This window comes from Streptomyces xiaopingdaonensis, from assembly GCF_000262345.1.
GTDB classification, from domain to species: domain Bacteria; phylum Actinomycetota; class Actinomycetes; order Streptomycetales; family Streptomycetaceae; genus Streptomyces; species Streptomyces xiaopingdaonensis.
Map to the genome: position 1 here is coordinate 1 of NZ_AJTQ01000192.1, position 14,092 is coordinate 14,092.

11 protein-coding genes and 1 pseudogene are annotated in these 14,092 nt (G+C 75.0%); 6 read left to right on the top strand and 6 right to left on the bottom strand.

Annotated features, from left to right (window positions below; translation table 11 throughout):
* Positions 1-313 (top strand): PucR family transcriptional regulator (locus UWG_RS0115785; protein ID WP_016908192.1); only part of this gene is annotated, 313 nt, incomplete at its 5' end.
* A 187-nt stretch (positions 314-500) separates the two neighbouring features.
* Positions 501-1,274: a hypothetical protein gene (locus UWG_RS0115790; protein ID WP_086022509.1), complete on the top strand. Its 774-nt coding sequence runs from the start codon at positions 501-503 to the stop codon at positions 1,272-1,274.
* Positions 1,275-1,349: 75 nt separating this feature from the next.
* Here UWG_RS0115790 and UWG_RS0115795 read toward each other — a convergent pair whose 3' ends face one another.
* Positions 1,350-2,078 carry a GntR family transcriptional regulator gene (locus tag UWG_RS0115795; RefSeq protein WP_016908194.1) on the bottom strand — a complete coding sequence of 243 codons (729 nt, stop codon included), beginning with the start codon at positions 2,076-2,078 and terminating at the stop codon, positions 1,350-1,352.
* A gap of 224 nt (positions 2,079-2,302) precedes the next feature.
* Here UWG_RS0115795 and UWG_RS0115800 point away from each other — a divergent pair, with 224 nt between their 5' ends.
* Positions 2,303-3,154 (top strand): (2Fe-2S)-binding protein, encoded by an 852-nt coding sequence (locus tag UWG_RS0115800; RefSeq protein ID WP_016908195.1) that lies wholly within the window; start codon positions 2,303-2,305, stop codon positions 3,152-3,154.
* A 183-nt stretch (positions 3,155-3,337) separates the two neighbouring features.
* Positions 3,338-4,546: a DUF2637 domain-containing protein gene (locus tag UWG_RS0115805; RefSeq protein WP_016908196.1), complete on the top strand. Its 1,209-nt coding sequence runs from the start codon at positions 3,338-3,340 to the stop codon at positions 4,544-4,546.
* Positions 4,547-4,633: 87 nt separating this feature from the next.
* Here the strand turns inward: UWG_RS0115805 and rph are convergent, their stop codons facing one another.
* Both rph and UWG_RS32200 read right to left on the bottom strand, forming a co-directional pair.
* Positions 4,634-7,246, bottom strand: a complete 2,613-nt coding sequence (gene rph / locus UWG_RS0115810) for a rifamycin-inactivating phosphotransferase (RefSeq protein WP_016908197.1) — start codon at positions 7,244-7,246, stop codon at positions 4,634-4,636.
* A gap of 756 nt (positions 7,247-8,002) precedes the next feature.
* Entirely contained in the window at positions 8,003-9,178 is a 1,176-nt protein-coding gene (locus UWG_RS32200; RefSeq protein ID WP_078495665.1) for a protein phosphatase 2C domain-containing protein, read from the bottom strand.
* Positions 9,179-10,428: 1,250 nt separating this feature from the next.
* Here UWG_RS32200 and UWG_RS0115820 point away from each other — a divergent pair.
* Positions 10,429-10,929, top strand: coding sequence for a DUF456 domain-containing protein (locus tag UWG_RS0115820; RefSeq protein ID WP_033196170.1), 501 nt, complete (start codon positions 10,429-10,431; stop codon positions 10,927-10,929).
* 88 nt (positions 10,930-11,017) lie between these two features.
* Positions 11,018-11,404, top strand: a complete 387-nt coding sequence (locus UWG_RS0115825; RefSeq protein ID WP_029391489.1) for a PPOX class F420-dependent oxidoreductase — start codon at positions 11,018-11,020, stop codon at positions 11,402-11,404.
* A 187-nt stretch (positions 11,405-11,591) separates the two neighbouring features.
* Here UWG_RS0115825 and UWG_RS32560 read toward each other — a convergent pair.
* The 3 genes and pseudogenes from UWG_RS32560 to UWG_RS0115835 all read right to left on the bottom strand — a co-directional run.
* Positions 11,592-11,771: pseudogene (locus tag UWG_RS32560) on the bottom strand (histidine phosphatase family protein); the annotation flags it as partial.
* 134 nt (positions 11,772-11,905) lie between these two features.
* Positions 11,906-12,388 carry a methylated-DNA--[protein]-cysteine S-methyltransferase gene (locus UWG_RS0115830; protein WP_016908201.1) on the bottom strand — a complete coding sequence of 161 codons (483 nt, stop codon included), beginning with the start codon at positions 12,386-12,388 and terminating at the stop codon, positions 11,906-11,908.
* Positions 12,385-13,968, bottom strand: a complete 1,584-nt coding sequence (locus UWG_RS0115835; protein WP_016908202.1) for a DNA-3-methyladenine glycosylase 2 family protein — start codon at positions 13,966-13,968, stop codon at positions 12,385-12,387. The genes UWG_RS0115830 and UWG_RS0115835 overlap by 4 nt, the downstream gene beginning before the upstream one ends.
* Positions 13,969-14,092: the final 124 nt, after the last annotated feature.

The window sequence follows — 14,092 nt, forward strand, 5'->3', positions numbered from 1 at the left end:
GGCGGCAGGGCACGAGGAGTTGGCCTCGCACGTCCTCCTCCTCCCCTTCGTCCCCGACGACGTGCGCCGCGCCTTCACCTCCCGCCTGCTCGACCCGCTCCACGACTACGACCGCAGGCACCGCGCCGAACTCGTCGCCACACTCGAGACGTTCCTCGCCTCCGACGGCTCCTGGACGCGCTGCGCCAACCGCCTCCACCTGCACGTCAACACGCTGCGGTACCGGGTGGGACGGATCGAGCAGCTCACCGGGCGCGACCTGGCACGACTGGAGGACAAGCTCGACTTCTTCCTCGCACTGCGCATGTCCTGACCACCCGCCAGACCCAAACGATCACCAACAGGCCCCGGCCGTCCGCCGGTTGGCAGAACCGATCAACGGGTAAAACTTTGTGAACTGATTCACAGCAGACCCTTGGCGCTGCCCCGCCGCTCGTGCTGAGATCTTCCACACATCCGGCTCGAAGGCGCGCTTGGGAGGCACTGTGGCGGACACCGCCATGTCAGATTCGGTACGACCCGACGGCCCGGAAGACAGCGAGGACGATCCCCTCGCGCACGCCGTATGGCGGCTCCGCTCACGAGGATGCTGGGAGGACGCCGCCGCCCTCCTCGAAGAGACCGCGCACCACCACGCCGCACCCGCGCTGCACCGCGCCGCGCTCCTCGTCGAGCGGTGCATGTACACCTCGGGCGGCTGGACGGCCGCCGAGGAAGCGCTCCGCACCGCCGAGGCGCTCGCCGCGAGCGACGACGAACGCGGCGCCGCAGCCTGCGAGCGGGGCCACCTCGCCTACGCCGCCACCGTGCTCGGCGTCCGCGACCGCACCGACGAGGCCCGCGCGGCCCTCGGCCGAGCCGCCGCGCTCATCGCCCCTTCGGCGCCCGCACGCGCCCTCCTCGACCTCCGCCGCGGCCTCCTCGCCGAGAACCTCACCGACACCCCCGACTCCGCCCAAGCCGCCTACCTGCGCGCCCACTCCGCCGCGACCGCACGCGGCGACGTCCTCCTCTCCTCCTCCACCACACGCCACCTGGCCGGCCTCGCACTCCGCTCCGGCGAGACGGCCGAGGCCCGCCAGGGGTTCGCGGAGTCGTTGCGCCTGCGCGAGGAGGCGGGCTTCCTCGTCGGCATGGCGCCGGCGCTCGCCTCGCTCGCCGAGGTCGAGCCGGAGTCCGAGGCGGAACGTCTCCGCACGGAGGCCCGCCGCCTCATCCGCCTCCTCGGCGGCGTCCCCGCGTGGCTGGCGGCGAGGTTGGAGACCGACGGGTGAATCCCGCTCCGGCGAGGAAGGGTTGAGGGCGCCCTCGGGTCACCATGCGCGCGCCCTCGGCGGAGAGCGGCACCCTCACTCCCCTTCGCGCTCCAGGTGCATGGAGAGCAGCTCCCCCGCCCGCTCCGCCTCGCCGGCCTCCAACGCGTCGAGGATCGCGCGGTGTTCGGACGCCGCCGCGACGAGCCGCGAGGCGGGCCGCAGTGCGGGCGTCCCCGCGGCGGTCCAGGCGGCCCACTGGGCACGGCGGTGCACCTCCTCCGCGAGCCCGCCGAGGCTGCCGTTTCCGCCGGCGTCCACCAGCGCACGGTGGAAGGCGCGGTCGGCCTCCGCGTAGGCGGTGCGGTCGCCCGCGGCCGCGGCCGCCATGGCCGCCTCCGCCAGGCGACGGGCCCGCTCCCGGTACCCGTCCGGCGCCGCAGCCGCGGCGCGCAGCACCGCCGGGACCTCCAACAGCGCGCGTATCTCGCGGAGTTCGGCAGCCTCCTGCGCGGTGTGCCGGCAGACGCGGAAGCCGCGGTTGGGCATCGTCTCCACCGCGCCCTCGGCCGCGAGCTGCTGCATCGCCTCGCGCACCGGGGTGGGCGAGACGCCGTACCTGGAAGCGAGCGCGGGCGCCGAGTAGACCTCGCCCGGGGCGAGTTCACCGGCGAGCAGGGCCCGGCGCAGAGCCGTGAGCACCTGGGCGCGGACCGAGTGGCGCTGCGGCGCGGGAGGCGGCTCCCCCTGCCCGGGTACGCGCGGCGGCAGCACGGGCGGGGAGGGACGCGACGCGGCGCCGTCTTCCGTACGGATCTGCTCCATCTGTCCCTCCAGGTCTCGCCAGCACCCTAGAGGCGACCGGATCCCGGGCACACCTCGCCCTCCGGCGGGCGGCGGTGCCACGGACGCAGTGCCTCGCGTTGCCGCCCGACCAACATCAGTTAAGGTAAGCCTTACCTGGTCCTGCGCGGTCGACGGGCCCTTCGGCCTCCGCTCGCCGCACGACCCGGCGCCCGCAGCTCGTCCACGTCGAACCGGTGGTGCCCATGAGTACGTACGCGCCCCCAGCGCCCGTCGCCGCTCGCCTGACGCCCTGCACCGCCGCCTACACGAGGCTCACCGAGGTGCTCCCCGCCTTCCGCGTCACGGAGGTCGTCGCCGGTGCGCCGCTGCCCGACGGGCAGGGATGGTTCAGTGGCGAGGACCTCGCGTCCGGCGGAGCCGCGCTCGACGCGTACCTGGCGCAGGAGGACGCCGCGACCCTGCGCGACCACGGCCGGCAGGCGCGGCCCGATGTCGTCGCGACCTTCGGCCTCCACCGGTACGCCTGGCCCGCGTGCCTGCTGATCACCCTCCCCTGGTTCCTCCAGCGCAGGGTGCCGCGCCTCCCCGCGGGCGCCTTCGCCTACCACCGGCGGACGGCCCGACTCGCCGTCCGCGCGGGGGAGTTCACCTGCCTCCCCGACGACCCGGCCGCGTCCTCGCCGTACGCCCGCACGGCAGACGAGGAGGGGCTGCGCGCCGCGGTGCGCGAGGCCGTCGCCGAGCATCTCGGCCCGGTGCTCGACGCGTTCAGGCGGCGCGTGCGCCGGCGTGACCGGGCGCTCTGGGGGCTCGCGACCGACGAGATCGTCGAGGGGCTCACGTACCTGGGCGGACTCCTCGGCGAGGGAGAGCGCGCGCGGCGCGAGACCGCCGCGCTGCTCCCCGGGCGCACCACGCCCTTCGCGCAGGGCGCCGACTTCCGCACCCTCACGGGGCCGGCCGGCGAGGCCCTCCCCACCCGCACCCGCGCGAGCTGCTGCATGTACTACACGCTCGAGCCCGCCGACACCTGCGTCACCTGCCCCCGCACCTGTGACAGCGAACGGGTCGAACGGCTGGCATCGGCGGGCTAGTTCGTTCGACCCGATTCCCCCCTCTCCGTGACGGAGTCAGCCCTTTGGCTGTTTCTTGCGGTGAAAACGCCAGCGGCGCCCGGTAGTTCGGCCAGGATGCTCCGCGGAAGCCAAGCGACGAAGAGCGTGCGCCGGCGCCCGGGAGATCCGGCCGGGCGGCGCCGATGGGGCAAGGGGCACCCGATGAACATGACGGATATACCGCTGAACTGGGTGCTGGTGAGCGCCGTCCTGCTGGCCGGTGCCCTGGCCGCGGTCACGTTGCTGACCCACGGCCGCCGCACAGACGCCGCCGACGGCGCGCAGGACCAGGCGGACGCACTGGAGCAGCGGCGCCGGCGCAAGGAGACCCTGTACGCGACGGCCGCCTACCTCCTCCTCTTCTGCTGCGCCGCCGTCGCGGCCGCGCTCTCCTTCCACGGACTCGTCGGCTTCGGTCGGCAGAACCTCAACCTGTCGGGCGGCTGGGAGTACTTGGTGCCCTTCGGCCTCGACGGCGCGGCGATGTTCTCCGCGATGATCGCGGTGCGCGAGGCGAGCCACGGGGACGCGTCGCTGGGCTCGCGGCTGCTGGTGTGGACCTTCGCGGCAGCAGCCGCGTGGTTCAACTGGGTGCACGCGCCCCGGGGCGCCGGCCACGCGGGGGCGCCGCAGTTCTTCGCCGGCATGTCGCTCTCGGCCGCGATCCTCTTCGACCGGGCCCTGAAGCAGACCCGCCGCGCCGCCCTCCGCGAACAGGGCCTCGTCCCCCGGCCGTTGCCGCAGATCAGGGTGGTGCGCTGGCTGCGCGCCCCGCGGGAGACCTTCGGCGCCTGGTCGCTGATGCTCCTGGAGGGCGTCCGGACGCTCGACGAGGCGGTCGACGAGGTGCGCGACGACCGGCGCCGGCAGGAGGACGACCGGCAGCGCCGGAGGGAGCAGCAGCGTTTGGAGCGAGCGAGGGTCAAAGCGCTCAACAGGCAGCACAGGCTGTGGAGTCGGGGCCGGGGCGGCGGCCGGCAGGTCGACGTCGAGCTGACGAAGGCGACTCCCGCACCCGCGCTCGCCCCCGAGCCGATACCGGGCGGCGAGGCGCGCCCGGGGCAGCTCCCGGTGACCGAGGTCGCCGGCTCGGGCAGGCGTCGCGTACTGGGTGCGGGCGAGGACGAACCGCCGCGGGAGGTCGAGGCCGAGGCGTCCGAGTCGGGACGCGAGCGGCGCAGGCGCGAGCGTCGGGAGGCCGAGGCGCGGACGCTCGGCGCGGGGCACGGCCCGCAGGGCTCGGAGGACGAGGGCACGACGGGCAAGGAATCCGCCGGCGCGGCGGCTTCGACCGCGAACGGCAGCACCGCCGGGCCGCGGCTCGCCTCGCTGGAGGAGAAACTCGCCGAGATCGAGAGGCAGTTCGGCTGACGGAGGGGGCGCGCCCTCGGGCGCGGCCCCTGCTTCCCGGGGCCGCGCCCCGGGGTCGCGAGCCGCGGGAACGCTGCGGCAGGCGGTTCACGGCAGGAACTCGACGTACCCGTCGGTGCCGTGGACACGGACGCGCTGGCCGTCGCGGATGCGCCGGGTGGCGTGGTCGACGCCCACGACGGCGGGCAGGCCGTACTCGCGGGCGACCACCGCGCCGTGCGTCATCAGGCCGCCCACCTCCGTCACCAAGCCCGCGATGCCGACGAACAGAGGCGACCAACTCGGGTCCGTGAACGGTGTGACGAGGACGTCACCCGTATCGAGATCGGCGTCCGCCATGTTCAGGACGACGCGGGCCCGCCCTTCGGCTGTCCCGGCCGAGACCGGCACCCCGGCCAGGGCGCCGTCCGGCACGTCGGCGCGCCGGTAGGCGCCCGAGACCGCCTCACCGTCGGAGGTGAGCACCCGGGGCGGCGTCAGCGCATGGTAGGAGCGGAACGCCTCCTTGCGCCGCCGGACGAGCCCGCTCTCCGCCCGGTGGGTACGCGCGGCCTCGCGGAACTCCTGGAACGTGAGGTGGAAGAAGTCCTCCCGCTCGGCGAGCACACCGGCGCGCACGAGGCGCTCGGCCTCCTCCAGCAGGGCCTTCTTGTAGACGAAGTACCGGCTGACGATCGCGTACTTCGGGTACTCCCGGTACCCGATGAAGGTGCGGACCCGGTCGATCATCCGCTTCGCCTCCTCGGCCTTTCTCTCGCCGTCGGGCAGGGCCAGCAGGCGCGACAGCACCTCCTGCTCCTTCGCCCAGGCCCGCTGCCGCCCCTCCTCGAAGCGGCGTGCGGCCGCGCCCGGCGCGAACTTCCTGACGTGGTCGAGGATCATCGGGACGAGTGTGGCCGGGCGCTCACGCCAGCGCGGCCGCGTGATGTCGATCTCGCCGACGCAGCGCATGCCGTACCGATCGAGGTAGGACTCGACGGCTTCGCGCGCCCGCGCCCCGCCGGGAAGATTCCCCAACTCGTCCAGGAAGGCACTTCCGTCGGAGCCCGGGGCGCCCCCGACACCTTCCAGGAACTCCACCACCGCCGGATACGGGCGGACGGCGTCCGCGACGTCGAGCAGCGCCAGACCCATCTCGGAGGTGACGTTGCCGGGGGCGGACAGGGTGAGCGTGTCAGCCGCGTTCTTCTCGCCCAGCCACTCCCACAGCTTCTCGTTCAACCACGAGGTGGCGTCCATCCCCGCCGTCAGCACCTGCGTGCTGAGCGGGTCGCCGAGGAGCCGCCTGTGCTCCGCCGCGGCCTCGAGCAGGAAATCGAAGAGTTCCGGCCCCGACTTGGTCCGGATGTCTCGCTCCAGCGCGGCGAGCGACGTCCGGCTGCGCTCGATCAGTTCGGCGACGAGGGCCGGGTCGGTGTCGACGGACGCCGGGCCGGGCACCAGTGGCCCGGCGGGGGACGGGCCCGGTCCGGAGGGCAGGAAGTCCGCACGGGCTAGGACGACTTCCAGCGCGTCCCTCATCAACGGGTCGCCCTTCCCGAGCATGTCCAGGACGGCGGCGCGGCTCCCGGGCGAGGCCAGGCGCGGGGTGGCGTCGACGAACAGCCGCCCGCCCGCCTCGTGCATCGGCACCATGGCCGTCATCCGCCACAGGGACAATCCCAGGGGCTTGATGGGGTCGGTCATCATCTGCTGGTGCCCGACCGAGAGATAGACCCGGTTCTCCCCGTGCCCCTCCTCGGGCAACGGGAACAGCGTGGTGACCGGCCTCGACTGCACGAACGTGAACTCGCCTCCCACCAGACACCATTCGATGTCCTGCGGCCACCCGAAGCGTGTCTCGATCCGCCGCCCGAGCCGCACCAGCCGCAGCACCTGCGCCTCCGTCAGCGCAGGCCGCTCCCGGCGCTCGGCGTCGATCGCCACGTCCCGCGTGCCGCCCCCGGGCAGCGCCTCGACGAGCCGCTGTTTCGCGGCGACCGACGCGGTGACGACCTCGCCCTGCCGGACGGTGAAGGTGTCGGGACTCACCAGGCCGGAGACCAGGGCCTCGCCGAGGCCGAACCCGGCGTCCACGGTGGCGGTCTTCCGGTCACCCGTGACGGGGTCGGCCGTGAACAGCACACCGGACGCCTGAGGGAGGACCATGCGCTGCACGACCACGGCCATGTGCACGTTGCGGTGGTCGATGCCGTTCCGCCTGCGGTAGGCCACGGCACGGTCGGTGAACAACGACGCCCAGCACCGGCTGACGTGCCGGAGTACGTCGGCCTCCCCCATGACGTTCAGGTACGTGTCCTGCTGGCCCGCGAAGGAGGCCGTGGGCAGGTCCTCCGCCGTCGCGCTGGACCGCACGGCGTAGGCGCGACCAGCGCCGTGCCGGGCGAGCGCGCCACTGACCGCCGCCGCCAACTCGGCCGGTACGGCAGCCCTTTCGATCGCGCGGCGGATCTCCCCGCCGAGCACGCGGGCGGCCTCCTCGTCGTCCGGAGCCAGCAGCGACAGCTCGTCGATCCGGTCGCCGATCGACGGATCGTCCGCCAGGGCTCGCCCGAAGGCGTCCGTCGTCACGCAGAAGCCCGCCGGCACGCGGACGCCGTCGATGCGCGACAACGCTCCCAGGTGCGCGCCCTTGCCGCCGACGAGTGCCGACTCGGTCTCGTCGGTCTCCCCGAGGTCCCGCACGTAGCCCCCGCTCATCGTGATCCCCTCCGCAACAGCCTGGTTCCCCTGCACTGCACGCGACTGACGCCGCTTTTCCGCAGGTCGCGACCTTGAGCGACGATTCTGCGCCGCCCCCGGGGCCTTGCCGCAAGGCACCCTGTGCGCTATACGTTGAGCATGGCGAGGAGAGAGTTCCTTGCCATTTCCTTTTTCCCGGAGCTGCGGTGGGTCTGCGATGCGAGGCCAGGCCCCTTCGTGCTGAGGCCACGGGCGCGGCAGCCGGCGAAGCCCCGCTGCACACAGGTGGCTTGGCAAGTGCGGACCGAGATCGCGAGTGCTCCGGCAGGTGCCGCAGCCGCGAGGGGGCGGGCTCAGCCGAGGACGCTCCGATTTCGGCGTACTCGACGACGGTTCCCCAGGCAGTCCCGTCACCGCTCCCAGCGCCGCCGACCATGGCGAGGCGCGCCTGAGCCCCCACTGCCGGGCATCGCACGGCCCCGCGCGCGTCGACCCCCGCTGTCTCGCCGCCGACGGCGCGGGCCGGGCCGACGCCCCGGGTGAGGCACATTTCGCGGCGCGGCCGCTTCCGTCCGCCCGCCACCGTCCGATGCTCGCGCGCGGTCAGGGCCGTCGCCGCACGCGGGTGCTGCGGACCGCGGGCGGCGTGGACCTCCGCACGACCGCGGCGGCCGGCAGCGCTGTGGGAGCAACCATCGACGGGTGCTTCGACTTCTCAACACCTTCCGTGACGAACCGACGCGCCCTCCTTCGCGGTGGTCGCGTCGGCGTGAGTCACGGGCTCTCCCAGACGGCCGCCGCGGTGCGGTCCTCGGGGTACGTCTCGTCGAACTCGGCCGTCCGGCCCAGGAGTTCCTCGACGTCCAGGTCGGCGAAGAAGCGCGGGAGCGACGGCGCGGGGGCGCCGGGCTTCCACACGGCGCGCAGGTGTGCGGCGAGCGGCCGGTCGTCCCGCAGGAGGCGGGCGAGCCCGGTGCTGCACAGCAGGAGCACGTCGCCGCGGCGCGCTTCGGTGGCTCGGAAGCGGTACGGCTTGGAGCGCGTGTGCGGCGCCTCCGCCTGGACTCCGCCCACCGCGGCGGCGGCGCGCGCCGGGTCGGGGGCAGCGCGGTCGGCCGCGGCGAGCGGTGCGTCGCCAGGGAGGGTGTCGGCGTCCGAGATGCCCGGCGCCGCGCCGGCGGAGGGTGCCTCCCAGGCGCGGCCCAGCGCGTGCCTGGGGTCGTCGTCCGACGTCCTGCCGTAGCGCGGACCCGTCGCGGGGAGGCGCGAGCCCGGTGCTTCGTCCTCGGGGTCCTCGGCCTCCCGCGGGGCCGGGGGTTCGAGGTCCTGCCACTCGCCCTCCCTGAGGCGGAAGAGCCCGCCCTCGCCCACGCCGAAGAAGACCCGCAGCGCGCAGGCCGGGTCCTCGGGGACGAGGAGGCAGCGGAGTTCGGCGGTGTACGTGTCGGGCGCGAGCCCGAGCGCGGCCGCCTGCGCCCGCAACTTCCCGTAGCTGCGGTCGGCGAGACGGCTGAGCCCCGACTTGAGCGCCCCGCGCCTGCCGGCCCTGATGTCCTCGCCGAGGCGCACGTGGCTGCGCCCCACGGACCGCGCGATCGAGTGGCACGCTTCGCGCGCCGCCCGGTGCGCACCGGGTATGCCGACGGGCCCCGCGGCGACGGCGACGAGGAGGAGCGCCCCCGCGCCCGTACCGAAACGCACCGTCAACAGCGCCTCGCCGCGCGGCAGTCCGCGCACCTCCGCGGCGGGGCCCCTGCGGGAGACGGCACGGACCGTGCAGGCGCCGTGGCGCCCTCCGTCGAGAACGGTGCCGGGGAGGAGATCGATGAGGGCCGACGGATCGGCCACCGGAAAGTCCGCTTCCTCGCGCGCCCCGACGCCCCCCTCGGCCACCGCCTCTTCGGGCGCGGACACCTCCCCGCCGGCGGGGAGCCCGACGGCGTCGGACATCTTCCGGGCTGCCGCGCCGCCTTCCGCTCGGGGCGGGGCGCTCTGCTCGGGCGTCCCTCGCTCCGGCGCCTCCGCGTCCGTCTGCGCGGAATCGACGTGCGGTACCGGCGGCGGCTCTTCCGCCGTACCCGGTCCGGCGCGCTCAACTCCGGGCGACGACACGTCCGCCCCTACGTCGGTCCACTCGGAGCCGACGGGCGGAACCGGCCGGAACTCCCCTGCCGCGCCCGATCCGGAACCGTCGGCCCCGGGCGACCGAACCGGCGACGGCCCGTCCGCTTCCGCTCCCGTCCGCTGCGAGCCGACGGGCGGAACCGACCGAACTTCCTCCACCGCGCCCGACCCGGCGTTCTCACCCCCCGGCGACGAGGCCGGCGACGGCACGTCCGCCCCTCTTCCCGCCCTCTCTGAACCGACGGGCGAATCCGTCCCGGCACCCTCAACTCCGGGCACCGGAGCGGACGATGCCGCTTCGCCACCGGCGCCGGACGCAGGTACTCCCCCGTCTGCGGCCTCGAGCCCCGAAGGCACCTCTTCGTCGGTGTCGAGCGCCGTGTCCCCGGGCTGGGCCGGAGATACCTCTTCGTCCGCACCGGACCCGGCGCCTCCGCGCGACCCGACCGGCGGCCCCGCGCCGGTACCGCCGTCCTCAGGCGCGTGAGGGCCCTCCGCGGAGGGCCGGGCACCGTGCCGGACGGACGAGGGCGGCGGCGCGGTGTCCGGGAAGGAGGCCGTTGCGCCGGGCGGGGTGCGGGGCGTGGGACCGGGCTGCGGGGCGGCCGGGGCGGGCGTACCGGCGTCGGCCGGTGAGCCGGGGCTCTCCCCTGTGCTCCCTCGGCGGTCGTCCGCGCCGGGTGGGGCTGCGAGCGGTGCCCTCGGGTCGGGGTTCGGCAGGGTCGCGCCCTCCCCGTCGGCGGTGCCGGCCTCCGTGGTCCCGTTCTCCTCGTGCGACTGTCCGCCCTGCTGCCGTGCGGGGCTGCCGCGCATGGTGCGGGTGACGGAGGCGAAACGGTCGTCGAGGGTGTCCTCTGTGCTGGAGCGACCGGTGTCCGGTGCGTCGGTCGCGTACAACTGGGCCCACCAGTCGTCCTGTTCGGGCCGACGCTGCCGCGGCTCCCCCTTCTCACTCATCGGGCCATTGTCCCCCGCCCGGCGGCGCCGCACGCCCGGTACCCCCGAGCCGTCCGCGGGGTCACCCTCGGTGACCAGCGCGGCAGGCGCCGACGCCCGCCGTCCGGCAGGCTTGCCCCATGTGGACGGCAGGAACGTTGGGGGCGTGGCAGGCGCCGGTCGTCGGGCTGGTGCTGCTGCTCGGCGTCTGCGGGTCCTTCCTGCCGGGGGTGCCGGGGCCGATGGCGGTGTGGGCCGCCGTCTTCTGGTGGGCGACGGCGGAGCGCGATCCGGCCGCCTGGTGGCTGCTGGGCGGCTCGACGGCGCTGCTGCTCCTCAACGCCGCGGTGCAACTGCTGCCGGGCGTGGCGCACGGTCGTCAACTGATGGGGCGGCGCGCCCTGTTGAGCGCCGGAGCCGTAGGCGTGGTCGGGTTCTTCGCCGTGCCCGTACTCGGCGGCGTCCTCGGCTTCCTGCTCGGCGCTTACCTCTGGGAGCGGACGCACCTGGGCAGCCGGGCCGCCGCCCTCGCCTCGACGCGCTCGCTGATGCGCGCCCGCGGCTGGGCCGTACTCACCGAGCTGATGGCGTGCCTGCTGGTGGCCGGCGGTTGGCTGGTCTCCCTCGCGGCGACCCGCTGAGGCCCTGCGGCGGTCCTCGGTCGTGCGACGGAGCCGGGTGCTCCCGCAGCCGGAAGCGGACTCGCTCCCCGTACGGCAGGCTGTTCCCATGACCTCTCGAACCGCCGCGGGCGACGCGGAGTTCACCGCCGCCGAGCGCGCCTACCTCAGGACCCAGCGGCTCGCCCGCCTCGCCACCGTCGACGCGAAAGGGCGCCCCCAGAACAATCCCGTGGGCTTCTACCCGCGGGACGACGGCACGGTCGTGGTCGGCGGCTGTGCGCTCGCCACCACGCGCAAGTGGCGGAACCTGAAGGGCAACCCGTGGCTCGCGCTCGTCGTCGACGACCTCGCCGGCGTGCGGCCCTGGCACGTCAGGGGCGTCGAGATCCGCGGCGAGGCCGAGCTGCGGACGGGGCCGCACGACGTCAACCCGCAGATGAGCGACGAGCTGATCGTGGTCCGTCCGCGGTGGATTCACAGCTGGGGGCTGTAGCCGGCGCGGACGGCCTTCGGCACGGCGCGAGTTGGGCGCAAGCCCCGCCTGCCGGAAGCCGGGGGCACGGTGCAGCCGACCGCCAGGCCCGGTGCGCGGTGTGGTCTGCCGCATGTCCGCACCCCGGGGCTGCCCGCTGCTCACGGTGGGCCGGTGGGAGGCCGCGTCCGCCCGAAGAACTGCGGCCGAGGCGTGCGGTCCGTTCCGCCTGCGGCAGAGGGCCGTGGTGTACAGCGGCGAAGGGGATATCCCGGAGGCGTTGGCCGAGCAACGCGGCTTGCCGCCGCCCGGTCCCCGTCAGCCCGCTCTCCTCCGGTAGCGGGTCGACAGGCCGGTCATCCGAAGCTCCTTCGCGCCCACCAGCGATCTTGTCTTCGACGGACGCTGCCCCCTGGGTGCCGCTTCCGTCCGCCCGTCGAAGAGACGGCCGTTGGGGACGAGGGACCGCCACGTCCCCGCGCCGCCTCCGTCGGCAGGCGCGGCGTCCCGCCCGAAGAGCAGTCAGCGAGCGCCCTCCAGCGAGAGGAGCAGGCGCTTGTTCTCCAGACCGCCCGCGAACCCGGTGAGCGAGCCGTCGGCCCCCACGACGCGGTGGCAAGGACGCACGATCAGCAGCGGGTTGGCCCCGACGGCGCCGCCGACGGCCCGGACGGCGTTGCGCGGGAGGCCGATCGATGCGGCGAGGGCGCCGTACGTCGTCGTCTCGCCGAAGGGCACGGAGTCGAGTGCGCGCCAGACCTGCTCGCGGAAGGCGGTGCCTGCCGTGCGGAGGGGCAGGTCGAAGCGGTGCAGCTCGCCGGCGAAGTACGCGTCGAGCTGGCGGCGCACCTCGGGGAAGGCCGCGTCGTCGCGGACGCCGGTGGCGGCGCGTTGACCGGGGACGGTCAGGCCGGCGAGCGTGTGGCCGTCGCCGGTGAGGAGGAGGTCTCCGAGGGGGCTTCGGTGGTAGGCGTGCACGGTCTGGAGGGCGGGGGCGAGGGTCATGGTGTGCTCCGGTTCGCGCGGGCGGGCCGCTTCGTCGTGGGTGGTGTGCTTCCGGCGGCTGCGCGCCACAGGTGGTGGACGGCGTACGAGCGCCAGGGCCGCCAGCGTGCGGCGTGCGGGGGTGCGCAGCCGAGCAGGGCGAGGCCGTGGCGGACGCCGGCGTCTCCCGGCAGGAAGACGTCCGGATCGCGGAGGGCGCGCATGCGGACGTAGCCGGCAGTCCAGGGGCCGATGCCGGGGAGTGAGCGGAGCGCGTGTTCGGCGTCGTCGCGGTCGGCGCCGGCCTCCAGCGGGACGGTGCCGTCGGCGAGCGCCGCCGCGAGCGCGCGGAGGGCGGTGCGGCGGGCCTCGGGCATGCCCACTTCGTCCAGCGGTGCCTCGGCGAGGGCGGCGGCGTCGGGGAACAGGTGCGTCAGGCCGCCGTCGGGGGCCGCGAGCGGCTTGCCGTACACCGCGACGAGCCGCCCGGCGAGCGTGCGCGCCGACGCGACGGTGACCTGCTGCCCGAGCACCGCGCGCACGGCGAGCTCGTGCGGCTCGGCGGCACCCGGCGAGCGCAGGCCCGGCTCCGCCGCGGCGAGCCGCGCCAACGGGCCCGAGTCCGCGAGGCGTTCGGCGACGGCGTACGGGTCGGCGTCGAGGTCGAAGAGGGACCGCAGCCGCTCGACGGCGGTGGCGAGGTCGCGCAGTTCGGTGAGGCGGAGCCGGACGTCGAGCCAGCCGCCCGGCTTCGACCGCGCCGGCTCCGCGACGGAGGCGACGCCGACGCCGTACGGAAGCGCCAGCGTGCGCCGGTAGGTACGTCGGCCGGGTTCCCCGCGCATCTCCTCGACGCCCGGGACGGCCCGGCGGCCGAGGAAGTCGAAGACCTGCGCCGCGGCGTAGGGGCCCCGGTGGGCGAGGCGCAGCGCGAGTCCTTCGCCGTCGGCCGTGCCGTGGCTGCCGCGGGGGGCTGCCGCGCGCAGGGCGCTGGGGGTGAGCGCGTAGACCTCGCGGACGGTCTCGTTGAAGCGGCGGACGCTGGAGAAGCCCGCGGCGAAGGCCACGTCGGTGACGGAGAGAGGGGTCGTCTGGAGGAGGACGCGCGCCGTGTGCGCGCGCTGGGCGCGGGCGAGCGCGACGGGTCCTGCGCCGAGCTCGGCGGTGAGTTGCCGCTGCACCTGGCGGCTGCTGTAACCGAGGCGGCGGGCGAGGCCGCCGACGCCCTCCCGGTCGACGACGCCGTCCGCGATCATGCGCATCGCCCTGCCGACGAGGTCCGCACGCAGGTCCCACTCGGCGGAACCCGGCGAGGCGTCGGGCCGGCAGCGGCGGCAGGCGCGGAACCCGGCCTGCTGCGCCGCCGCGGCCGACGGGTAGAAGCGGACGTTCTCCGGTTTCGGCGTGACGGCGGGGCAGCTCGGACGGCAGTAGATGCCGGTGCTGCGCACGGCGGTGCAGAAGACGCCGTCGAACCGCGCGTCCCTGCTGCGGACCGCCTCGTACCTGGGGTCCTGCCTGCTTTCCGCGGCGCCTGCTGCTTCCTTCACGTATTCCAGTGTGCGTCGTCCCGAGGGCGGGATCTCGCGGGAATCGGACATGGGCGTACGCCTCCGGGGCGCCGCCTACGTCTCGGTGATGTCGGGACCCTGCGGCAGCCGTTGGAGGAGGCCCCAGGTGAACTCCGCGACGAGCGAGTGGCGTTCGCCCGCCGCGTCGGGCGCC

Excerpts from the sequence above, each read along its gene's own strand:
- UWG_RS0115790 (WP_086022509.1), top strand. The coding sequence starts at position 501 with ATGTCAGATTCGGTACGACCCGACGGCCCGGAAGACAGCGAGGACGAT.
- UWG_RS0115795 (WP_016908194.1), bottom strand. The coding sequence starts at position 2,078 with ATGGAGCAGATCCGTACGGAAGACGGCGCCGCGTCGCGTCCCTCCCCG.
- UWG_RS0115800 (WP_016908195.1), top strand. The coding sequence starts at position 2,303 with ATGAGTACGTACGCGCCCCCAGCGCCCGTCGCCGCTCGCCTGACGCCC.
- UWG_RS0115805 (WP_016908196.1), top strand. The coding sequence starts at position 3,338 with ATGAACATGACGGATATACCGCTGAACTGGGTGCTGGTGAGCGCCGTC.
- rph (WP_016908197.1), bottom strand. The coding sequence starts at position 7,246 with ATGAGCGGGGGCTACGTGCGGGACCTCGGGGAGACCGACGAGACCGAG.
- UWG_RS32200 (WP_078495665.1), bottom strand. The coding sequence starts at position 9,178 with ATGTCCGACGCCGTCGGGCTCCCCGCCGGCGGGGAGGTGTCCGCGCCC.
- UWG_RS0115820 (WP_033196170.1), top strand. The coding sequence starts at position 10,429 with ATGTGGACGGCAGGAACGTTGGGGGCGTGGCAGGCGCCGGTCGTCGGG.
- UWG_RS0115825 (WP_029391489.1), top strand. The coding sequence starts at position 11,018 with ATGACCTCTCGAACCGCCGCGGGCGACGCGGAGTTCACCGCCGCCGAG.
- UWG_RS0115830 (WP_016908201.1), bottom strand. The coding sequence starts at position 12,388 with ATGACCCTCGCCCCCGCCCTCCAGACCGTGCACGCCTACCACCGAAGC.
- UWG_RS0115835 (WP_016908202.1), bottom strand. The coding sequence starts at position 13,968 with ATGTCCGATTCCCGCGAGATCCCGCCCTCGGGACGACGCACACTGGAA.